The 21,790-nt window shown below is 42.1% G+C and carries 20 protein-coding genes; 14 read left to right on the top strand and 6 right to left on the bottom strand.

The window, feature by feature from the left end; translation table 11 throughout:
- Positions 1-181 precede the first annotated feature (181 nt).
- Complete coding sequence (locus LP316_RS06685; RefSeq protein ID WP_193023547.1) at positions 182-2,491, bottom strand: aminotransferase class V-fold PLP-dependent enzyme; 2,310 nt, start codon at positions 2,489-2,491, stop codon at positions 182-184.
- Positions 2,492-2,682: 191 nt separating this feature from the next.
- Entirely contained in the window at positions 2,683-2,856 is a 174-nt protein-coding gene (rmf, locus tag LP316_RS06680; RefSeq protein ID WP_193023546.1) for a ribosome modulation factor, read from the bottom strand.
- Positions 2,857-3,258: 402 nt separating this feature from the next.
- Between rmf and maoP the strand changes: the two genes are divergently transcribed.
- Positions 3,259-3,624: a DUF413 domain-containing protein gene (maoP, locus tag LP316_RS06675; protein WP_193023545.1), complete on the top strand. Its 366-nt coding sequence runs from the start codon at positions 3,259-3,261 to the stop codon at positions 3,622-3,624.
- On the opposite strand, the gene LP316_RS06670 is transcribed toward maoP, so the two are convergent.
- A complete protein-coding gene (locus LP316_RS06670) occupies positions 3,621-3,854 on the bottom strand; it encodes a DUF3820 family protein (protein WP_193023544.1) in 234 nt (77 codons plus the stop codon). The two genes, maoP and LP316_RS06670, sit on opposite strands and share 4 nt — an antisense overlap.
- A 141-nt stretch (positions 3,855-3,995) precedes the next feature.
- Between LP316_RS06670 and LP316_RS06665 the strand changes: the two genes are divergently transcribed.
- Both LP316_RS06665 and msrA read left to right on the top strand, forming a co-directional pair.
- On the top strand, positions 3,996-5,108 hold the full coding sequence (locus LP316_RS06665; RefSeq protein ID WP_193023543.1) for a DUF3083 family protein: 1,113 nt from the start codon (positions 3,996-3,998) through the stop codon (positions 5,106-5,108).
- A gap of 97 nt (positions 5,109-5,205) precedes the next feature.
- Positions 5,206-5,736, top strand: coding sequence for a peptide-methionine (S)-S-oxide reductase MsrA (msrA, locus tag LP316_RS06660; protein ID WP_193023542.1), 531 nt, complete (start codon positions 5,206-5,208; stop codon positions 5,734-5,736).
- A gap of 15 nt (positions 5,737-5,751) precedes the next feature.
- On the opposite strand, the gene LP316_RS06655 is transcribed toward msrA, so the two are convergent.
- Positions 5,752-7,971 (bottom strand): GNAT family N-acetyltransferase, encoded by a 2,220-nt coding sequence (locus LP316_RS06655; RefSeq protein WP_193023541.1) that lies wholly within the window; start codon positions 7,969-7,971, stop codon positions 5,752-5,754.
- Between the two features lie 206 nt (positions 7,972-8,177).
- On the opposite strand from LP316_RS06655, the gene napE reads away from it, so the two are divergent.
- From napE to LP316_RS06600, 11 genes are all read left to right on the top strand, one after another.
- On the top strand, positions 8,178-8,342 hold the full coding sequence (gene napE, locus LP316_RS06650; RefSeq protein ID WP_193023540.1) for a periplasmic nitrate reductase, NapE protein: 165 nt from the start codon (positions 8,178-8,180) through the stop codon (positions 8,340-8,342).
- Positions 8,343-8,357: 15 nt separating this feature from the next.
- Complete coding sequence (gene napF / locus LP316_RS06645) at positions 8,358-8,870, top strand: ferredoxin-type protein NapF (protein ID WP_193023539.1); 513 nt, start codon at positions 8,358-8,360, stop codon at positions 8,868-8,870.
- Entirely contained in the window at positions 8,863-9,123 is a 261-nt protein-coding gene (locus tag LP316_RS06640) for a chaperone NapD (RefSeq protein WP_193023538.1), read from the top strand. Before napF ends, LP316_RS06640 begins: the two co-directional genes overlap by 8 nt.
- Positions 9,124-9,142: 19 nt before the next feature.
- Positions 9,143-11,638, top strand: a complete 2,496-nt coding sequence (napA, locus tag LP316_RS06635; protein WP_193023537.1) for a nitrate reductase catalytic subunit NapA — start codon at positions 9,143-9,145, stop codon at positions 11,636-11,638.
- Between the two features lie 10 nt (positions 11,639-11,648).
- Positions 11,649-12,113 carry a nitrate reductase cytochrome c-type subunit gene (locus LP316_RS06630; RefSeq protein ID WP_193023536.1) on the top strand — a complete coding sequence of 155 codons (465 nt, stop codon included), beginning with the start codon at positions 11,649-11,651 and terminating at the stop codon, positions 12,111-12,113.
- A 9-nt stretch (positions 12,114-12,122) separates the two neighbouring features.
- A complete protein-coding gene (locus tag LP316_RS06625; protein ID WP_193023535.1) occupies positions 12,123-12,716 on the top strand; it encodes a cytochrome c3 family protein in 594 nt (197 codons plus the stop codon).
- A 194-nt stretch (positions 12,717-12,910) separates the two neighbouring features.
- The gene (locus tag LP316_RS06620) at positions 12,911-13,090 is read left to right on the top strand and encodes a PA3496 family putative envelope integrity protein (protein ID WP_193023534.1); all 180 of its coding nucleotides are present in this window, start codon (positions 12,911-12,913) and stop codon (positions 13,088-13,090) included.
- A gap of 80 nt (positions 13,091-13,170) precedes the next feature.
- Entirely contained in the window at positions 13,171-14,472 is a 1,302-nt protein-coding gene (locus tag LP316_RS06615; protein WP_193023533.1) for an amidohydrolase, read from the top strand.
- Between the two features lie 64 nt (positions 14,473-14,536).
- Positions 14,537-15,190: a pyridoxamine 5'-phosphate oxidase gene (pdxH, locus tag LP316_RS06610; RefSeq protein WP_193023532.1), complete on the top strand. Its 654-nt coding sequence runs from the start codon at positions 14,537-14,539 to the stop codon at positions 15,188-15,190.
- Positions 15,191-15,432: 242 nt separating this feature from the next.
- Complete coding sequence (locus LP316_RS06605) at positions 15,433-16,908, top strand: hypothetical protein (protein ID WP_193023531.1); 1,476 nt, start codon at positions 15,433-15,435, stop codon at positions 16,906-16,908.
- Positions 16,899-17,915: a succinylglutamate desuccinylase/aspartoacylase family protein gene (locus LP316_RS06600; RefSeq protein ID WP_193023530.1), complete on the top strand. Its 1,017-nt coding sequence runs from the start codon at positions 16,899-16,901 to the stop codon at positions 17,913-17,915. The genes LP316_RS06605 and LP316_RS06600 overlap by 10 nt, the downstream gene beginning before the upstream one ends.
- A gap of 56 nt (positions 17,916-17,971) precedes the next feature.
- On the opposite strand, the gene LP316_RS06595 is transcribed toward LP316_RS06600, so the two are convergent.
- Together LP316_RS06595 and mutS are read right to left on the bottom strand one after the other, a co-directional pair.
- On the bottom strand, positions 17,972-18,898 hold the full coding sequence (locus LP316_RS06595) for a hypothetical protein (protein ID WP_193023529.1): 927 nt from the start codon (positions 18,896-18,898) through the stop codon (positions 17,972-17,974).
- Positions 18,899-18,987: 89 nt separating this feature from the next.
- The gene (mutS, locus tag LP316_RS06590; protein ID WP_193023528.1) at positions 18,988-21,561 is read right to left on the bottom strand and encodes a DNA mismatch repair protein MutS; all 2,574 of its coding nucleotides are present in this window, start codon (positions 21,559-21,561) and stop codon (positions 18,988-18,990) included.
- Between the last annotated feature and the right edge of the window lie 229 nt (positions 21,562-21,790).

Here is a 21,790-nt window from a genome sequence, read left to right as displayed (position 1 = left end):
AGTCAGCCAATAGCATCAGGAGAAGCCAAATGATCAAAAGTCTCGCTTTTTTGCAAAATGGGCAGTCAGTATGCCACCAAGGCTGTTTGTCTGAGGGTTGTGGTGTTTTAGCCATAAAAAAATAGCGCTTAAAGAGTTAAACGCTATTCTAACAAGATTTCATCAAAGCTCTAGAGTGATATTAACTTTTATTGAGTAAGGCAAAGCCTCCAGGCACGTGATAAATGTGAGTAAAGTTATTGCGCTGCAGCGTTTTTGCTGCTGCTTCACTGCGTTTACCGCTTCGACAAATACACACGTATCGATTATCAGCTTGGCCAGATTTATTGCGTTGGACAAATTGCGTGATCTGAGACAATGGAATATTGACCATAGTTTTGCCACCGATGGTCGAATCTGGATAGGCATCATATTCGTGAGGCTCTCGCACGTCAACGACTACAGTATTTGGTGAGTCACTAATAAATTTAACTAATTGATTCGGATGAACCGTTTCAATGATGTTATTAAACGAGCCAACAGGACCACAGTACTGATGATAATCTGCAGGCGGCAACTGTTCATCCGCTTTGTTCTTGTATTCGATAAATGCCTGCTCGCTTATTTCCCCATCAATGATTTGTTTTAACATCGGCTGGCTCTGCATCTCAAGTGCTAGCGTCGTGTTAAACAACTGAAGATAATCGTGTGCCGGACAAAGCAATGTTTGTTCGGTGATGACTTGATTAAGCAGTTGCAATGAACGATACAACGAACTCGCGTCGCCATCTTGAACATCGCAGCGACCCAAGCCGTTAATTTGTATTAGGTCTCCGACAAACACGAACTCAATATCGACCGCTTTAAGTTGCTGATTATCCGCGCGACCAAGCAAATAAGCGACACTATTTTCGGTGTGGCCAGGCAAAGGTAAACGCGCTATCACTTTATTACCAATCGTTATTGCTTCAACGGCTAACTCATTTTCTAGCGAAACTAAGCGAGTATTTTGTGGCCAACCAAGCACATCATAACTAGAGCTATCGTTTTGCCATAGTGTTTGGATCATATTTTGATGAGCTTCATTGGCTTGGTGAATATGTGTTGTTAACACCGCGACAACTTCATAGCCTTGACATTCAACTAAGGTTTCAAACTTAGCCACTAGCTCAGGTGCTAAATCGATCACAAAACATTGTTTAGTGGCTTTGTCGACATAACACCAAGTACAACCGTTGTCATATAACCACTGCTGCAAACCATCTACCCCAATAGCACTATTATCTGCGGTATCAGAGAGGATCAAACAACTGCTTTTAAGTGCTTTTACTGCCTGTTCAATTGCATGGCAGGCATCATCGATTTCTTGCTGGCTAGTCGCTGGGCCGAACGACATGCGAATGGCACTATTACTTTGCCATTTTGGCTTGCCCATGGCGTCAAGCACAAAACTACCTGTAACTTTTGACGAGCAGGCCGAACCGGCACTGACGCGAATATGAGCCGCATCGAATAAATCCATAATATCTTTGCTGCTTAAGCCTTTAACCGAAAAGTTAATTGTCGTCGGTAATGAACAAGTAAAGTCATGGTTAAAAACAATCGCCGGAAATGCCTTGGTTAAGGTTTGAACCAGTTGTTCGCGATATTTCTCTAGTTGCTCGTGACTTTTAAAGGTATCGTCTTGCTCGTCGTTAAGTAGTGCTAATACGGCTTGTAATGCAGCGATCCCCGGCAGATTTTCCGTTCCCGAGCGCAAGCCACTTTCTTGACCACCACCAGCAATAAATGGTGTAAAAGGTGCACTTTCTCGCACGTACAAAATCCCAATACCTTTAGGCGCATATAATTTATGACCACTAAATGGCGCGTAATCAATGCTAGTGTCAGAAATCGATAACTGGATCTTGCCGAGTGCCTGAACACAATCAACCATCCAATAAACATCACTGTTGTGTTGACGAATGGTTTGCTCTAATAAGGCTAAATCTTGGTAAACACCGGTTTCATTATTGGCGATCATCGTACAGATCATCAGTGCATTAGGTACGTGTTCAGCAATAAACGTCATATCTAAAATGCCGCGCTCATCTACCGGAATAGCGAGTACTTGCGCGCCAATATCAAGCATTTTGTTCCAGTGTTTTAATGATTCAGGAACGGCTTTATGCTCGGTTGCACCGTACAATAGGACAGGGTTTTCAATCGATTTTTGTTGATGCTTCGCAGCAATTAACGATGAGATAATCGCCGTTTGAATACCTTCAGTAGCACCACTTGTGAACATCACTTGGCCAGTTTTAGCACCGATAACTTGACGCGTTAAATCACGGGTAGTTTCTAGAATATATTTCGCTTTAATGCCGGTTATATGGCTACTACTTGGGTTGCCATAACACAACTGCATCGTATGAGTAGAAGCTTCAATAGCTTGGGGAAGTACCGGCGTGGTTGCATTGTTGTCTAAATAGACTTCATTTTTTTGAGGTTGAATATCACGTAAAGCAAGCATTATCTTACGACCAAAGAGATAAATTTTGGCGTTATCATAACCGCATATAACTAAAAAAACTATCTTATACTAAAAATGATTTTAATCCTTTTAATAAGTAAGTTTGCCATATTGAAAAAAACACTCAGCCAAGATCAATAAAGCCTGCTTCAGAGGCAGGCTTTATTGCTTTTAACGAGGTGAAGGAAAACTTATCTAAAGAGACCCATGTGTCTGTCTTGGATGGCTTCTCGCCAACCTCCTAGCCATTCTGATTTGGCATCGGTATTTTGATAAGGGCAATTGTCGCGGCTGCGACCAGAAATACCCGCTTGGTAACCATTTGAAAACGCTCTATCTAAACGATCTCTCTTCTGTCTTTTCATAGGTAAAACCTCTCATAAAACATTGAAAACTATATGATTTGATATTAGCGGCCACACGAATTTCAAAACCGAGTGACAATTTCATTTAAAAGAAGTTTTTATGACAATGCAAGCGAAAAACGTCATAAATATGTAATTAAGTGTTGGCGTTTTTTTTTGCTAGATAAAATCAACTAGTTAGCAATAAGCGGTTCAAATTGGCGCAATTTTAGCTAGTGTTTATGTCACTTCGATATATAACTCATCGTCAACTATAGCTTACTCTTACGCGGTGACACTACAAAATCGATGACCTTAAACCCAGACTTAACATTGTCATAAAATTTTTGTTGATCACAACGAAATCTTGGGGTAAATATTGCCAAAATTGATTTGATTTTTAATTTATTGAAGTGAGTCACTATGAACGCAGCAATTAATCTAAATGATAGTTTTTTGTCTAACCGTCGATTCTACGATGATAAAAATTACCCAAGAGGTATGAGCCGAAGTGGCGACTACTCTATTTCTGAAGTGCAAATTTTAGAAACCCATGGCGTCGCTCTACAGGAAATCGCCAACGGAACACGTGAACCTCAAACGGAAGCAGAAATTCGCTTTAAAGGGGTATGTGACGGCATTTACCAAGCGGAGTCAAAAATAGAAAAAACGTGGCTAAAATACCAGAATAAAGTACTCACACCGAGACAGTTTCACACCTTATTTGGTTCGAGAAAAGTCGATGATGATGGTGATTCTGCGCCCGCGGAAGATTTAGATCTCGATTAATCAAGTAATGGCGTTAACATTTTCTCTAAGCCATTGAGTTTAATTTCATACATCAACGCTAATTGCTGACCTAATTTACCGTCAGGAAAGCCATTGGCGTTGAACCACACGAGATAAGGTTCAGGTAAGTGTAATAACTTACTGCCCGCGTATTTACCAAAGGGCATGGTAGTATTAACGGCTTGTTTTAAAAACGCTTGCCCTTGCTCATCATTTAACAACGTATTCATCTGAACCTTTCGCTTTCGCTTTGACAATCGTAATATTGTCATAAAAATTTCATTAAGATACTAGTCCTTTCATCACCTACTGACACGTTTCTGTCATCTTCTGTGCCTATAGTATGGGCATTCATCGATGTGGAGGACGTTATGTCAATTATCAGAAAACGCAGTGCAGCTCACAAGGCATTTATCACCGGTAATATTAGAGACAATCAGTACATCTTGGCGGAATTTAGGCTTAACGACGACCTAATTGAGCAACTCGTTGGTCGTTTGTCACTCAATATAAACAATAACTTTAATGAGCTATACCAGCACTTATCTCAACAATTTTTCGAACTTTGCCACTATTTTGAAATGAATAACGGGCAATTTATCGCTAATGACAAGCTCGTGCGCGTGCGCTTTAGTGAAGAAATCCACCAGTGGCAAACCAATCAACAAATATTGTTTTACTACAATCCGCAGTATCACAACTTGCAAAAAGCCTTCTACGAGCCGGATAAAAAAGCACAAAAAATCAGTTTGTTATTTTTAAGTAGCGGCCAAGATATTCGATTCAATGCCGCGAGCTTTCACGCCAAGGTTAAACAACTACTCACTCAATACTGCAAAGTGATCGGCTTGCCTAATCAAGTTATGAGACTGCGTGACCACCAGCATTTGACCTACGATCTTTTTGCCAAACACAAGGGCTTTGAACAAAGCCAAGTACACAAGCTAAGAACGATCAGAAATCGCTATCTTGCGCACCATGTTTCATTACCAGAAGATATCTCAGCAATGACTTACGCGGTGATCAATATTCCAATAGGTCAGGCGCTTTTAGCTGAATGTGAAATCGATCATCAGGCTGCTGATCCATACAACCCTCTTTACAGTGCAATCAATAAAGCATTGTCAAAAGCAAGTTTAAAATACAATTTGAACAACGGTGCGCTCATTGCCAATGGTCTTGTGCCCATTGTTCGTTATTCACCGTCAAATACCGTTTCGCGACAAGGAGAGTTACAAATGCTTGGCTACAATCCGCATGAAAAACCTTGTGGCATGATGAGTTGGTGGGATGCAAGTGAACTCGTTGATCAGTGTCAGTTGATTTTTGTCGCGAGTGAAGAGAGCCGCACGGAAGTAGGCTATGGTAGATTTCTCAATCAAATTAATGCTGCCGTTAGTCAGATGATGGCTGAATTAAACATCAGCCCTGATAAAGACACGATTATGGTGCGCTTTCATCAACATATTGCTTATAACCTATAAAAAATAAAAAATTCACGAAAGAGTTATAGACGTCTAAATGGCTATAGTATATCTTTAGCGCTAAGTGAAATATTTAAGGTTTTAGGTAAATTTAATCATGGCACAAGAAATTACATTAGCAGGCGGCTGTTTTTGGTGTATTGAAGCAGCATACTTGAGTGTCAAAGGGATTATCAGCGCACAATCGGGTTATAGTGGTGGTGAAACACAAAATCCAAGTTATAAAGAAGTATGCAGTGGCAATACGGGACACGCTGAGGTCGTTAAGTTAAGTTATGATCCCACTATTATTTCAACACGCGAAATATTAGAGATCTTTTTTGCCTTACACGACCCTACGCAACTCAATCGTCAAGGTAATGATGTTGGCACCCAATATCGCAGTGCGGTGTTTTATCACAATGATGAGCAAAGAGTATTGGCAGAGCAGATCATCACTGAAATTACCGAAGATGAAATTTGGCAAGGTGACGTTGTTACTCAAATTGAGGCGGCGCAAACTTTTTACCCAGCCGAACAAGAGCACAAAGATTACTTTAACAACAATCCAGAAAATCAATATTGCCAAATGGTAGTATCACCAAAACTGGCTAAGTTTAAAAAGACCTTTGCCAGTAAATTAAAGTAACAAAAGGTAAGGAAGCTAGCGATAGCCTTGCTTTATTAGCTCATTACACACTTGGCGGCAATAAGACTCAAAGGCTTTTTTGCCGCTAAAGCCATATTGTTGACAAACCTTTTTAAGCGGCTGCTGCTCCACCACAAAGCTGATCAACGCGGCAAATGATAGATCTTGATGAGACGCTAAATAATCGAGTAAAACCACTTTAATGCCGTGAATACAATTTAAGAGCTGGCGCCTACCACAGGCAAAATCTGACAAGGCTTTTAAATCGTAATCACATACCTTTAGCACATTGACTTCAACAAATTCCTGTTCAATTTGATTAACGACAGCAGTAGGTAACGCCTGCCAACTGATGGCGTGGAGCGTCTCAAAGCTACGAGTAAATTGTTCCCTCGCCTGTTGTTTAAGACGCTGTGCTTCACTAGATAACGGCTTGACCAACAAACCTGAATATTCACCGCTGGCTTGATCTTTTTTTAAGCCCAACCTCAGCAATGAAAATTGGTTTTGTCGCCAAAAGTTCAGTAATTTGTCATTAACACCAAAACTGGTTGATAGCGCATCAAACCTCAATTTTACCGCTTGTTTTTCAAGCTCACCTAACAGATGATGACCTAGACCTAAGCTTTGTAAATTTGGGTGGATAGCAATACGCATCACACGATAAAAAGACAACGCGCTAGCGCTGTCGAACCCTAGGTGTTGAATGAGTGATTGAGCGGTAAAGTGATCTCGTACACGCCTAGCGCCCGCAATAACCTCAGCGCGTATATCGCTCGGTAACTCGCGCTCTTGGATCATCAAGGCAACCCCTACTAACTGACCTGCTATCGTTAGGCGATATACGTCTATCGCAGGGTGATCTAAGATAAGCATTAAATCGCTTGTCGATGTTTGATAGTGAGCACTAACCAATAGTGCAAATATTTCACGCAGTATCTCGTTGTGCTCAGCTAATTGGTTTTTATCTAGGAATTCAAAACACGTTACTTGATCGGCGATATCAGCGTTTGAAATCGGTTTAATTTCGGCATTTAACAACAGACTATCAAAACTAAATTGCTCTAATGGGCAATCAGATGCCCAACGGATAGGCTGGTGAAGATGGTATTGTTTTAGCGAAATTTGACGTCTTTGAGCGCGTTCGCTCAGATGGTTTAAAAACTTAAAGGTAAATCCTCGCCCTGCCCCTTCGTAGCCGTGAATCGTGGTGGCGAATACCACGTGAGAATAATTAGCAGCTAGCGACTGCAATTGAGGTACAGGAATACCCGATGCCTCATCAACCATAAGGATATTGAGTTCAGGTGACGCTAGAACAAGCTCATCGAGCGGATAAAACTTTACGCGTGCTCTGAGTTGCTCTTGCTGTGAACTATCATGAGCAAGCTGCGCAATAGATCTATCTAATTGTTGATAAAACACCGACAAACTTGATTTTTTCGGTGCGCTTATACCGATGCTTATGTCGGTGTTAAGGTCAAAGTTTGAGCCTGTGTTTTGGCCAGCACTTTTATTACCGAGATCTTTGGCTAACAAGTTTACGCAACTAATCGCTAGTGCTGATGACTTGCCCCTGCCGCGATCTGCGGTGATAACGGTAACGGAGTGATCATGTTGCCAGGTATTTTCAAGTATTGTATTAACCGCTTGGGATTGATCTAGGGTTAAGCAGTGTCTTTGACTTAATTCAGCGCTATCATTGACACCAATTAACGGTAGTTTGTTCCTCAAATACAACTGACTGCGCTCTATGTCCTGTGCTAACGCTGTTACTTGCCGTCGTTGATTGTTAATTGTTTGGTCATTGATGACTTGATCAAAAGATGCTTGCTCGATCACAAGATGAAAGTCGTGTTGCCGACATTGGTTGACAAAGTATCGCGCAAAGCGGCTAGTTTGTATGTTCTCAGGGCTGATATGGAGCAACATGACCCCACCCCCTCTGAGCACACCGGTAAGCAAAGCAAAAGTCGTAGGCTCAAACTCACGAGGCAATAGGGCAATATGTGACGCTTCTGTGCCTAAGTATTTCTTAACCTCGTATGGCTGGATATCACTGACAATTTCAGAATATTGGCTATAGACCAAACAGCGACTACCTTGTTGCTCAATCAACTCTACATACTGATAAGCAAAATCAACTTCACCAACCAAGATAATCAATTGTCGAATGCGATACTTATCAAGTACCTTGAGTTGGGCAAGTAGATAGCTTTTAAGTGTTTGATCCACAATTAGCGTTTCAGCGAAAAATAAACGCTAGTCTATCAGCCATATCAGCAAATCTAAACTACACTTGATCTAGAACATAAAATGATATGTTTGTCAGGATCTCCCTAAAAGATTCGTTGTACATTTGCTCCTGACATAATATGGTTAATTAATAAACAACATTTTATTCACGTTGTAACAATCAATAATTAAAACAGAGAGTTGTTATGAGTACATTGAGTGAAGATGAAGCAACAACAAAGCGCAAAGAAAGAAATATGTTTATCTTTCTAACGGTTTTTTTAGCGCCTATTCTATCGGTAATCATTGTCGGCGTACTGGGTTTTACTATTTGGATCAGCCAAATCTTAACTGGCCCACCGAGCAGTTAAAGGCGAAGTAAATAAATGGTTGAATCGATTGACGTTGCCCGCAGGCGCTTTTTCACAGCTGCGGCCAACAAAGAAAAACCGACAACATTTAGATTACCTTGGTCGAAAAGTGAAACGAACTTCACCGAAAACTGTACGCAATGCAAACAGTGTATAGCAGTGTGTGAAACTAGCATTATTAAACGCGATCGCCAAGGTTTTCCCTATGTTGACTTTACCGTAAACGAATGCACGTTTTGCCAAAAGTGTGTCGAAGCCTGCGACGTCGATATGTTTGACGATCCAGATAAAACTAGGCCGTGGCAAGCAGAGCTCGAGATAACCGACAAGTGTTTGGCAAAAAGCAACATCTATTGTCAAAGCTGTCGGGATATTTGCGATGCCCAAGCAATAAAATTTCCCCTGCTAGCCAACCAAGTGCCACAACCAGAAATCATTCAACAAGATTGCACTGCCTGCGGAGCCTGTGTATCGACCTGCCCACAAGAGGCAATCACACTACTACAAACAGAGAGTTGTTATGAATAACGTTGAATACCATGTCGCTAGCTTCGTCGCGCACGTGATGCCTGAGGATATCGACGAATTGAGCGAGCTCATCAATTTACAGCAGGGTGGCCAAGTTCACGCTGTTAGCGAGGATGGAAAAATTGTCTTCACCATCGAAGCCAGTTCTCATAAAGCAGTAGACCATCTCATTGCGCCCATTCAGATACACAAAAAAGTGATGTCGTTATCACCTGTGTATCATCAATATTTAAATGAACAACAAGCTTCATAATTAAGGACAAGGTGAAACCATGACGATTAATCGCCGAGAGTTTATCAAAGCTAATGCTGTTGCCGCTGCTGCTGCCGTTGCCGGTGTTTCGGTACCCTCCGTTGCATCAAACCTGATTACTAGCAGTGATATAACAAAATTAAAATGGGACAAAGCGCCATGCCGATTCTGTGGTACAGGCTGTAGTGTTAATGTCGGGGTAATGGACGGTAAAGTCGTGGCTACGCACGGCGACATTAAGTCCCCCGTTAATAAAGGCTTAAATTGCGTTAAAGGCTACTTTTTATCAAAAATTATGTACGGTAAAGATCGCCTGACTTCACCGTTATTGCGCATGAAGAATGGTCGCTACGATAAAGATGGTGAATTTACGCCGGTGTCATGGGAACAAGCTTTCGACATCATGGAAGAAAAAGCCAAAAAAGCGCTTAAAGATATAGGCCCTACTGGCGTGGGGATGTTTGGCTCAGGCCAGTGGACAGTGTTTGAAGGCTATGCGGCTGCTAAGTTATACAAAGCGGGATTTAGAAGTAACAATATCGATCCTAACGCGCGCCACTGTATGGCATCGGCCGTTGGTGGCTTTATGCGCACTTTCGGTATTGATGAGCCGATGGGTTGCTACGATGATATGGAGCACACCGATGCTTGCGTATTGTGGGGCTCTAACATGGCAGAAATGCACCCTATTTTATGGACGCGAATTACCGACCGCCGTTTAAGTGCCCCGCACGTTAAAGTCGCAGTGCTATCAACCTACGAACATAGAAGTTTTGAGCTAGCCGACAACGGTATGATTTTTGTGCCACAAACCGATTTAGCCATTTTAAACTTTATTGCCAATTACATTATTCAAACCGATCGCGTTAACAAAGATTTCGTTAATAAGCACACTAATTTTAGAATGGGCAATACCGATATCGGTTATGGCTTACGCCCAGATCACCCATTAGAAAAACGCGCGAAAAATGCCGATAAAGCAGGTGGTTCAACGGCGATTGATTTCGAACAATACGCAGAATTCGTCAGTAGTTACACCCTCGAATACACCGCTAAACTCTCAGGCGTACCAGAAAACAAACTCGTCGAATTAGCGGAGCTATACGCTGATCCTAAAACCAAGGTATGCTCTTTCTGGACCATGGGCTTCAACCAACACACGCGTGGTGTTTGGGCCAATAACCTAGTTTATAACATCCATTTATTAACCGGTAAAATATCGACGCCGGGTAACAGCCCATTTTCATTAACTGGTCAACCATCGGCCTGTGGCACTGCGCGTGAGGTTGGTACCTTTTCTCACCGTTTACCAGCGGACATGGTCGTTGCTAATCCCAAACACCGTAAATTCTCTGAAGAGAAGTGGAAAATCCCATACGGTATCATTCCGCCAAAACCTGGGTATCACGCTGTACTACAAAACCGCATGCTCAAAGATGGCAAATTAAACTTCTACTGGGTGCAATGTAATAACAACATGCAAGCAGCGGCCAACATGATGGAAGAAGGTTACCCTGGCTACCGCAATCCGAAAAACTTTATTGTCGTTTCAGATCCCTACCCAACAGTCACTGCCCAAGCCGCAGATTTGATTTTACCAACGGCGATGTGGGTAGAAAAAGAGGGGGTATACGGTAATGCTGAGCGCCGCACGCAAGCTTGGTATCAAATGGTTGAAGCACCTAAAGGCGCTAAATCTGACTTATGGCAAACCGTTGAATTTTCAAAACGCTTCACCACTGATGAAACTTGGCCAAAAGAGATTTTAGACGACAACCCTAGCTACAAAGGAAAGACTTTATTTGACGTACTGTTCGCCAATGGCCAAGTCAATAAATATGCCTTAAGTGAAGTGCCAGACGATAGATTAAACGACGAATCTCGCCACTTTGGTTTCTACCTACAAAAAGGCTTGTTTGAAGAATATGCCGCCTTTGGTCGCGGTAAAGCCCATGATTTAGCACCTTATGAAACTTATCACGAAACACGTGGCTTGCGTTGGCCGGTGGTCGATGGCAAAGAAACCCAATGGCGCTTTAAAGAAGGCTACGATCCGTACGTTGGTAAAGGAAAAGACTTTGAATTTTATGGCAAGCCAGATGGTCGAGCAGTAATCTTTGCCCTGCCTTATGAGCCGCCAGCAGAGTCACCTGATCGCGAGTATGATTTATGGTTATCAACCGGTCGTGTGTTAGAGCATTGGCACTCAGGCTCAATGACACAACGCGTGCCTGAGCTTTATAAATCGATGCCAGACGCACTTATCTATATGCACCCTGATGACGCCAAAGACAGAGGTTTACGCCGAGGAGATCTAGTAAAAATAGTCTCTCGTCGCGGTCAAGTAGAAACCCGAGTTGAAACGCGAGGCCGCAATAAACCACCAAAAGGGTTAGTCTTTATGCCTTGGTTTGATGCTCGTCGCTTGGTAAACAAAGTAACACTTGATGCTACAGATCCGTTGTCAAAAGAAACTGACTTCAAGAAATGTGCGGTTAAAGTGATGAAGGCATAAGGAGATAACCATGAAAACTATTATCAAAGGGCTTTTAATCGCCAGTATTGCATGTTCAGGCCTAGTTATTGCCAATGAAAAACAAGAAATTTCAACCTTGCGTAATGCGACGAAGATCGAACAGCAAAAAACACCAAACAAAATGTACAAGGTTGAAAATACCGACATAAAACAGGCTCGTAACTACCCAATGCAGCCACCCATTATTCCTCATACCATTAGAAATTATGAGGTTAACTTAAACACCAACAAATGTATGTCTTGTCACAGTCGCACGCGTACAGGTGAATCACAAGCGCCAATGGTAAGTGTTACTCACTTTATGGACAGAGATGGTAACTTCTTGGCAGAGATTTCACCAAGGCGTTATTTTTGTAGCCAGTGTCACGTGACCCAGCAAAACGCTAAACCGCTGGTCGACAATACCTTTGTTGATATGCATCAGTTGATGAAAGCCAAATCGGACTCTCAATAAGGAGCGGCCATGAAATTAATGAAAAAACTGAAAGAGTTTTGGCATACGCTCTCAACCCCGAGTAAATACTACAGCTTAGGGTTTCTGACTTTTGGTGGCTTTATTGCCGGCATTATCTTCTGGGGTGCATTTAACACTTCATTAGAGCTTACTAATACTGAAGAATTTTGTATTTCGTGCCATGAGATGGAGAGCAATGTCTATGCTGAGCTAAAACCTACCATTCACTTTACTAACCGTTCTGGTGTTCGCGCAACGTGCCCTGATTGCCACGTGCCGCACAAGTGGACCAATAAGATAGCTCGGAAAATGCAAGCTTCGAAAGAAGTTTGGGGTAAAATATTTGGCACCATTAACACCCGAGAGAAGTTTCTCGCCAAGCGCCGTGAGTTAGCAGAACACGAATGGGCAAGGTTAAAAGCTAATGACTCGCTAGAGTGCCGTAACTGTCATAACTTTGATTATATGGATTTTACCGCACAAAGTAACCGCGCAGCAGAGATGCATTCAACCTCGTTGGCGAGCGGTGAAAAAACCTGTATCGACTGCCACAAAGGCATTGCTCATCAACTGCCTGATATGAAAGGTGTTGAGGGCTGGTAACAGTAAAGTACAAGCTATACCAAATAGCAAAGCCGGAAATGAGACGTAAATTTCCGGCTTTTTTGATCTGAAAACTTTTACAATTACATAAAAATACAAATATTTATTTAACACTTCTAAAATTTTTGACTATTTTCAAGTTATGCCGATTAAAGATAATCGCATCATTGTTTAGGCCATTTTGTAGGTGAACTATGAATAACCACGAACTTGAAAATTTAAACAACACTGAAGAATTTAACGAGCAAGACCAACGCTTTTTACAGGATGAGCAAGATAAAAGAAATTCAATTGCTCGCAAGCGGATTGACGATATACTCGAACAAAAAAGACTCAAATTATTATTAGATGACACCGATGACTGGGAGCTCTAATTTTATTGTTTTTTAATAGCTATCATGCGTTTATTTCAGTAAGGTAATGTCATAAATTAACAATAAAAATGGCATTACCAATGAAAAAAACACTCATCGCTAGCCTAGTACTAGCTGGCACATCTTTCGCTGCTCCAGCGTTTGCTGACACTCAACAAGTCGCCAAAATTGCCGATAACATCGAAGCTGATGTCATTAAGTGGCGCCGTCATTTTCATCAACACCCTGAACTATCTAACCGCGAGTTTGAAACAGCGAAAACTATCGCCGAGTTTTTACAAGGATTAAATCTCGAGGTCACAACGGGGATTGCAAAAACAGGGGTAGTTGGTTTACTCGATACGGGCAAACCAGGGCCAACGATAGCACTGCGCGCCGATATCGATGGCTTACCCGTTACGGAAAATACCGGCTTAGCGTTTGCTTCTAAAGCTATCGGCGAGCTCGACGGTAATCAAGTAGGCGTTATGCATGCCTGTGGTCATGATACCCATATTGCCATGCTCATGGGCGCAGCAACGATTCTTACTCAAATGAAAGATCAACTAAGAGGTAAGATTAAATTTATCTTCCAACCCGCTGAAGAAGGTGCGCCAGCAGGTGAAGTTGGCGGCGCTGAAGTTATGGTCAAAGAAGGTGTACTGAAAAACCCTGACGTAGATGTTATTTTTGGCTTACACATATCTTCTGACAAAGACGTTGGTACGGTCCATTATAAAGAAGGCGGTATTATGGCCGCAGTTGATCCATTTAAAATCGTTGTTAATGGCAAGCAATCGCACGGCGCCTACCCTTGGTTAAGCGCGGATCCTATTGTGACCTCTGCACAGATCATTATGGGTCTGCAAACCATTGTCAGTCGAGAAGTCGAGTTAATTGATAGTGCAGCGGTGGTCAGTGTTGGTAAGATTACCGGTGGTAACCGCTCGAATATCATTCCAAATCAAGTTGAAATGATCGGCACGATTCGCAGCTTAAATCCAGATACACGTAAACACATTCACGAAGCTGTGCACCGCAAAGTTAACGCAATTGCCACCAGTATGAATGCCACAGCCGAAGTTACACTGCCCTTGGATTACCAGTACCCAATCACTTACAACCAACCTGAGTTAATGCGTGAAATGTTACCCGTGCTCAAAGCCACTGCTGGTGACGAGAATGTTAAGCTAAGTAAAGCAGTGACTGGCGCAGAAGATTTCTCGTTCTTCCAAGAGCAAGTGCCAGGTTTGTATTTATTTGTTGGCGGTAAGAGTCGCGACATTCCCGCTGACCAAGCGCCAGGCCATCACACCCCAGAGTTTAAAATTGACGAAAGCGGTATGTCGCTTGGCGTTAAATTATTAAGTAACTTAACAATAGATTATATGAAAAATCATTGATCTAGATAATTCTATAATCGGTATAAGGTGTTAGAATATTATTTTTAACACCTTTTTTATTGCTATGACTTTTCTCGAAAAACTGCGTTGTTTACTTACGTTTGGTCAAGGTGTTGCCTTGCCAATGCCTGAACTCGACCATCAAACAACCCCACTTGAGCTGTTTACTAAATGGTTCAACGAAGCTAATCAAGCAGGTATTTTGTTGCCTGAATCTATGTCGATTAGTACCTGTGGTAAAGATGGCCAACCCAAGTCGCGTATGGTTTTACTCAAGGCATTTGACGATGACGGCTTTGTTTTTTATACCAACTACGGCAGTGACAAGCATCGACAACTAGAAGAAAACAGTAAAATCGCTCTGCTCTTTCACTGGGGGGTGCTACAACGCCAAGTGCGTATTGAAGGGCACATTGAGCACACCTCAAAAGCGCAGTCAGAGCGTTACTTTCACTCACGTGATCGCGGCAGCCAAATCGGGGCATGGGCATCACATCAAAGTAAAGAAATGGCGAGTGACAACGAACTTAAAGATAGCGTAAAACACTTCACCGAAAAATTTAAAGATCAGACAGTACCGTTACCGGATTTTTGGGGTGGCATTAGAGTGAAGCCTCATTATTTTGAATTTTGGCAAGGTCGAGCATCAAGACTACACGATAGACTATGTTTTGACTTAACCGGTGACCAAGCCAAAGTATTCAAGCGCCATCCATAAAGTGCGATAACTTATTCAATTATACTCAATCAACGCCTCGTTATCGGGGCTTTGTCTTTTATCTCACCGCGAAAGTAACTGTTCGTTTTTTGACTCATATCAAATAGAGCTCAACCACTTTATGTCAACATGAGTTAATAGGAACTATTATTTGCATAGCCCCTAGACAAAAACCCGAGCCAATATAAAAAACTAATAAGCTCAATGAGTTGGTCTTTGGTGGCAGATATCAGGAGAGTTATATGGGGCAAAACATTGAGCAAGTAAGTTTTGATCAAGCACAGTTTAATACGTTTAAACAGGTAATTCGCGAGCAACTAGATACGCTTCAAGAGATTGTTCAGCAACCTAACTTTGGTCGTGGCAAATTAAAATTTGGCGCCGAGCTTGAAATGTATTTAATCGACGACAATGGCGATATTAGCTTATCCAACCAAACCTTACTTGAAGCACTTGATGATCCTCAGTACCAACCTGAACTCAACCGATACAATTTAGAATTAAATCTAGCACCCGTTGATTTAGCGGGTACACCGTTTTCAACACTTCAACGGCAAATGCAAGACAAAACTGACCACCTTGAGCGCGTTGCGGAGCAATTAAATATCAATGTCTTGCCAATCGGTATTTTACCGACCTTAAAAAAACAGCACCTTAATGCTGAGTTTATGACCGACATTCCTCGCTATCACTGCTTGTCAAACTATCTCTACAAAGCCCGTGGCGATGTTTTTCAAATCAATATTAACGGTGATGAATCACTCGCTATTGATCTAGAAGATATTAGCGCAGAGGGTGCCAATACCTCATTCCAAGTGCATTTAATGATAGCGCCAGAGCAATTTACCGCCGTCTATAATGCGGCGCAATTGACGCTACCGCTCGTTACCGCGATTAGCGCTAACTCCTCAGTTTTTCTGGGTAAAAGACTTTGGGATGAAACACGCATCGCCTTGTTTAAACAATCCATTGATATTCGGCGCCCAGACAGTACGCCTTGGCAAGAGCAACCGCGGGTAAACTTTGGCTTTGGTTGGCTGCAAGGAAGTGCTTGGCAATTATTTTCTCAAGCAGTCTGCCTGTTTGAACCTGTGATCCCAGTTATTTTTGACACTAAAAGCGAGACAAAATTACCACCGCTCAAAGAGTTGTCATTGCATTTAGGTACGACTTGGCCATGGCACCGACCAGTTTACTGTAACGACGGCAATGGCCATATTCGTCTCGAGTTTAGAGCGATTCCCGCCGGCCCAACCAGTATCGACATGTTAGCCAATGCTGCTTTTGCAATCGGCCTTGCCACAGGTGTCGCCAAAGATATTGACGCTTATACCAGTGTTTTGCCTTTTCAATATGCCGAATACAACTTTTATCGAGCAGCTCAATCAGGCTTATCGGCAAAAGTACTTTGGCCGTTAAAACACAAATATCACGTCGGTGAAGTGAACATTACCGAAGTTATCGACAAACTCTTACCCATTGCCAAAGACGGCCTACTTTCATTAAACATTAGCGAACAAGAAGCTGATAAATTCTTAACTATTATTCGTCAAAGGCTCGCGACAGGCGTCACTGGTGCCATCTGGCAAAAGAAAACTCTCGAGCACCTGATGAAAAGCCAATCAAGTGACGATGCTTGCCACCAACTCACACAATTGTATTTATCGAATTGCAGAACTTGCCAACCGGTCAGTCAATGGGAACAAATATGGCAATAGATTTTTCTGATGTATGTTACCTAGAAAATCCAGATAACATTACTTTAAAAGCCGACTACAAACAGTTTTTACTCTCTCTGTGTAGTCCAACAGTTATCGATATTACTTGCCCTGATAGCGATCAGTGGTATGTCATTACAACACTACTACACGGCAACGAGCCGTCGGGATTTATCGCCTTACATCAATGGCTAAATCAAAGACCATGGCAAAATAAAGTAAACTTGCGTTTTATTATCTGCTCGGTAGAAGCCGCTCAAGCAACGCCATTATTTAGCCATCGTTTTTTACCTGGTGGCAAGGATATCAATCGTTGTTTTAACCACCAAGAAAATCGCGAATACTATTTACGGGCAAATATTATTGAACAAGCGATCAGGCAAGTATCCCCTGTGCTCGTTGTCGACATGCATAACACCTCGGGCAGCAGTCCAGCATTTTGTGTTAGTAGCCATATGACTAAACAACACCTGAAGCTTGCCAGCTTTTTCTGTGACAACGTCATTTTGTCTCATATTGCTCTTGGTGCGTTGATGGAGATCGATATCGACTGCCCCGTCATCACCCTAGAATGTGGTGGCTGCCAAGACATTCAAGCCAACAAAGTTGCCTTTGATGCAATCGCTATTTTGGCAAATAGTGTTGACTTAACACTGTCACACAAACAAGCAATTAAAGTGATCCATCATCCAATGCGCTTACAACTGGCAAAAGATACCGATCTTGTATTTGCATTAGAGGACAAAGGCGATGATGGCGTGACGATTATCGAAAACATTACTCAATTTAATTACGGCGTTTGCCGAGCAGGGCAAATTCTCGGTTGGCTAGATCACATGGGCTTAGAGAATTTAGTGCTCATCGATGAAAATCAAAACAACGTCATTGACGACTATTTTTACTTTGAAGATAGCCGTTTAATTGCCGCCTGTGACTTCCAGATTTTTATGGCGACAACCGATATAGCCATTGCGCAGAGCGATTGCCTATTTTATATCACTGCATAAAACCAGTTCCTTGCATGACGAAACTTTGGATAGCAAGCTTACAGGCGGAAACAAAGCTATTGATGCAAATAGCGAAATGCGGCTTTTCTTAGTTTTATATCGACAGTGCGAATAGAGTCATCACTTTGATTGCCAATTAAGCCAATCTCAGTTTCTAATGGCATGAGGTTCGCTCGGAACTCTGGGCGACTCGCCATGTGCGGCAGTCTCCCTGTATTTGCAGGTGAAATACTGATTAAGGCACTTTTAGCTAACACAATATCGCCATGGTTAAAATAAACATGCCTAACAAGCCCTTCTTGTTCGGCAATCAGATGGTAAGTATTGTGTTGTTCAATATTTTCGAGTTGATAAAGTAGATCGGTTTTTAACCAACTTAACACTCGTAATTGCTCTTGAATATTTAGCGGCAAGTCTCTTAATTGCATAGTAAGGTCGTGTTGGCGCTTTGATAACCGTCCGATATGATGCTCTCGATTTTGCTGGCTCATAGCCGCTTCACTGGCTGTGTGGTTGAAATATTTCAACGCGACAAGTTGATTTTGGACATTTTTCAATTCTTGATTTAGCAGCGAGGTTTGATCGCGCTTATGTAATTTAAGTTCAGCGATTTGCCCCCGATAATATTCCACTTGCTGTCTTACATAATTACCAAGCTTATGGGCTAATTTTTTCCCCTTTTCAGTACTATCATCAATCGTTAATGTCATTAATTTTGTGCCCACGTGAATGTAATCACCAGGCTTTATCCAAACATTTTTAACCGTTACCGGCTGAACATATTCCGGTTGTGAAAGGGAGCCAAAAGACAACCATCGGCTCACATCTAGCCGAATGGCATCAAACAAAAAGCCGAATAGCAAAAAAGCGAGTAGCATCAACAAGCTAAGTATGAGCTTAAGATGTTTGAGGCCGATTACACATTGGGTTGAATTAGTTGAACAGTGCTTTTGTGCGACTAATCCTTTACTGGCAAGTGACATATCAATTCCTTTTGATTTTGTTCACTAGAGTTATAGGTGATCAATCAACTTCTCGCAAATTTATTTATACAAAATAAGCTAGCTGATAATTAAATAAGGGATTTAAGCTCATATAAGAGGTCTAGCGCTTGTCTTGGACTCATGTCATTAACATCAAGTTTTGTTAATCGCTCTACCACTTGATGAGGCTGCTCAATTAATGACAACTGCTGTTGAGGTATAGGATCACTACTAGCCGGCATAAGTTGCTGTTTGTGATCACTTTCGAGCTCGGCAAGTTTTTGTTTGGCTCGTTTAACCGCGTCTTTAGGTACACCTGCTAATTGCGCTACTTGCAGACCGAAACTTTTACTTGCCGCCCCTTCTTGAATGGCGTGCATAAAAATGATGTTATCACCGTGCTCAACTGCATCTAGATGAACATTGGCTAAAGTAGCAATTTGCTCCGATAACATCGTTAGCTCAAAGTAATGGGTGGCAAATAAGGTAAATGCTTTTATTTTAAGTGCCAGCATTTCTGCACACGCCCAAGCAAGTGAAAGCCCATCATAGGTACTGGTTCCACGACCGATTTCATCGAGTAATACCAAGCTTTTTTCTGTGGCATTGTGCAAGATATTAGCGGTTTCAGTCATCTCGACCATAAAAGTTGAACGGCCGCTAGCTAGGTCATCCGAAGCACCGATGCGCGTGAAAATCCGATCAACTAAGCCAATAGTTGCAGATTGAGCAGGCACAAAAGCGCCAATATGAGCCATTAACACAATCAATGCGGTTTGACGCATATAGGTAGATTTACCGCCCATGTTAGGACCTGTGATCACTAACATTTTACGATTGCTATCAAGTGTGACGGGATTGGCAATAAAGGGCTCGCTAGTCATTTGTTCAACGACCGGATGGCGACCGCCTTCAATCCGAATGCCCGGCTCAACAGTAAGCTCAGGTTGTACGTAATTCAGTCTTTCAGCAGTACGCGCAAAGGTATTTAGCACATCAAGCTCGGCTAAATTTGTCGCTAACGCTTGCAGTATTTCTAAATCAGGTAAAATTAACTCAAACAGTTCATCATAAAGCTTTTTCTCTAACGCCAAAAATCGACTTTGTGCCGTCAATACCTTTTCTTCGTGCTGTTTTAGCTCCTCAGTGATAAAGCGCTCATTGTTCTTTAACGTTTGCCTGCGAATATAATGTCCAGGGACTTGATTTGATGAAGCTCGACTAATCTCAATATAAAAACCGTGAACCTTGTTATAACCAACTTTTAGTGTTGCGATCCCCGTGGCTTCACGTTCACGAAGCTCTAATTGCTCAAGGTAATCACTCGCACCTTGACTTAAATTTCTCAATTCATCGAGTTCTGCGTTGTAGCCTAACGCAATAACGCCACCATCGCGAATTAATACCGGAGGATTATCGACGATCGCTTTTTCAAGTAACACTTGTAATACTGGCTGTGGCGCAACGGCTGATGCAATTGTGGTTAAATGTGGTGCGCTAACATCAGCGAGATCCTCGGCTAAATTTGGTAAATTCATCAAGGCATTTCGCAAACGAGCGAAATCTCTTGGTCTTGCTGAGCGCATAGCAATACGAGAAACAATACGCTCAATATCGCCAATCGGCTTAAGCGTTTGCGCTAAAATATCACCAAGTTCTAAATCGAGAATATTACGAACAGCCACCTGACGCGCGGTTAATACCTGTAAGTCACGTAACGGGAAATGGATCCACCGCTTAAGCAAACGAGAGCCCATTGGGGTAATGCTCGTATCAAGAATAGACGCTAAGGTATTTTCAAGACCGCCTTGTAAGTTTTGGGTCAACTCTAAGTTTCTTCGCGTTGCGGCATCGAGTACCACGCCAGTGGTTGCCGACTCACTAATAATCGAGCGAATATGTGGCAGTGCTGTGCGTTGAGTATCTTTTACGTATTGAAACAAACAACCCGCAGCACAAATTGCGTATTGTTTATCACTCACGCCAAAACCAGACAAATCTTTAGTGCCAAATTGCTGAGTTAGCACCGCGGTTGCGGTATCAAAATCGTATTCCCAATCAGGGCGTTTACGCACGCCTTTATAGTGTTGAACTAAACCGTATTCACGAAACGATTCAGGATATAACAACTCTGCCGGTGCAAGACGTTGCAACTCGGCTTGAAGCTGTTCACTCGATGCTGGCTCAGTAACGACAAAGCGACCAGAACTAATGTCGAGATAAGCAACACCAAAATGACCTTGTTCTTCAAATACCGAGACCAATAAATTATCTTGTCTATCGGTTAATAATGCTTCATCACTAACGGTACCAGGTGTTACCACCTTAACCACTTTACGCTCAACTGGGCCTTTACTCGTCGCCGGATCACCGACTTGTTCACAAATAGCAACCGACTCGCCAAGTTGAACCAGTCGCGCAAGATAGTTTTCAACCGCGTGATAAGGCACCCCGGCCATAGGAATAGCATTACCACCTGACTTACCGCGCGCGGTTAATGAAATATCGAGTAAATCTGCCGCTCTTTTCGCGTCATCAAAAAACAGCTCATAAAAGTCCCCCATCCGATAAAACAATAAAATGTTTGGGAATTCCGCTTTTATCGTTAAGTACTGCTTCATCATGGGTGTATGTGAAGAGAAATCGGCAGGGCTTGTTGTCATGTTTATTAGCTATTTTTATCAGTCTGATTACAATTAATTTATTATGCCATAAGAGACGAAAATAAATCCGCGAAATTTGCACAATTACTGAGGATATTTGCGTTGAACAAAAATCAAACAACTGATTCATTACCGCTAACAAAGTCAAAGATACAAAATAAACTATTAAAAAACAGCATATTATAAAAATAACAAAAATTTTTAATGGAAAACTGTTGATACTGTAAAA

The organism is Thalassotalea sp. LPB0316, from assembly GCF_014898095.1.
Lineage (GTDB): Bacteria > Pseudomonadota > Gammaproteobacteria > Enterobacterales > Alteromonadaceae > Thalassotalea_G.
The sequence above is the reverse complement of the archived record's forward strand: the minus strand, read 5'-3'. Positions and strand labels throughout refer to the sequence as shown.

Excerpts from the sequence above, each read along its gene's own strand:
- LP316_RS06670 (WP_193023544.1), bottom strand. The coding sequence starts at position 3,854 with ATGAATACGTTGTTAAATGATGAGCAAGGGCAAGCGTTTTTAAAACAA.
- LP316_RS06595 (WP_193023529.1), bottom strand. The coding sequence starts at position 18,898 with ATGTCACTTGCCAGTAAAGGATTAGTCGCACAAAAGCACTGTTCAACT.
- LP316_RS06600 (WP_193023530.1), top strand. The coding sequence starts at position 16,899 with ATGGCAATAGATTTTTCTGATGTATGTTACCTAGAAAATCCAGATAAC.
- LP316_RS06685 (WP_193023547.1), bottom strand. The coding sequence starts at position 2,491 with ATGCTTGCTTTACGTGATATTCAACCTCAAAAAAATGAAGTCTATTTA.
- napA (WP_193023537.1), top strand. The coding sequence starts at position 9,143 with ATGACGATTAATCGCCGAGAGTTTATCAAAGCTAATGCTGTTGCCGCT.
- napE (WP_193023540.1), top strand. The coding sequence starts at position 8,178 with ATGAGTACATTGAGTGAAGATGAAGCAACAACAAAGCGCAAAGAAAGA.
- LP316_RS06665 (WP_193023543.1), top strand. The coding sequence starts at position 3,996 with ATGTCAATTATCAGAAAACGCAGTGCAGCTCACAAGGCATTTATCACC.
- LP316_RS06620 (WP_193023534.1), top strand. The coding sequence starts at position 12,911 with ATGAATAACCACGAACTTGAAAATTTAAACAACACTGAAGAATTTAAC.
- LP316_RS06630 (WP_193023536.1), top strand. The coding sequence starts at position 11,649 with ATGAAAACTATTATCAAAGGGCTTTTAATCGCCAGTATTGCATGTTCA.
- msrA (WP_193023542.1), top strand. The coding sequence starts at position 5,206 with ATGGCACAAGAAATTACATTAGCAGGCGGCTGTTTTTGGTGTATTGAA.
- maoP (WP_193023545.1), top strand. The coding sequence starts at position 3,259 with ATGAACGCAGCAATTAATCTAAATGATAGTTTTTTGTCTAACCGTCGA.
- LP316_RS06615 (WP_193023533.1), top strand. The coding sequence starts at position 13,171 with ATGAAAAAAACACTCATCGCTAGCCTAGTACTAGCTGGCACATCTTTC.
- LP316_RS06605 (WP_193023531.1), top strand. The coding sequence starts at position 15,433 with ATGGGGCAAAACATTGAGCAAGTAAGTTTTGATCAAGCACAGTTTAAT.
- napF (WP_193023539.1), top strand. The coding sequence starts at position 8,358 with ATGGTTGAATCGATTGACGTTGCCCGCAGGCGCTTTTTCACAGCTGCG.
- LP316_RS06625 (WP_193023535.1), top strand. The coding sequence starts at position 12,123 with ATGAAATTAATGAAAAAACTGAAAGAGTTTTGGCATACGCTCTCAACC.
- rmf (WP_193023546.1), bottom strand. The coding sequence starts at position 2,856 with ATGAAAAGACAGAAGAGAGATCGTTTAGATAGAGCGTTTTCAAATGGT.
- pdxH (WP_193023532.1), top strand. The coding sequence starts at position 14,537 with ATGACTTTTCTCGAAAAACTGCGTTGTTTACTTACGTTTGGTCAAGGT.
- LP316_RS06640 (WP_193023538.1), top strand. The coding sequence starts at position 8,863 with ATGAATAACGTTGAATACCATGTCGCTAGCTTCGTCGCGCACGTGATG.
- mutS (WP_193023528.1), bottom strand. The coding sequence starts at position 21,561 with ATGACAACAAGCCCTGCCGATTTCTCTTCACATACACCCATGATGAAG.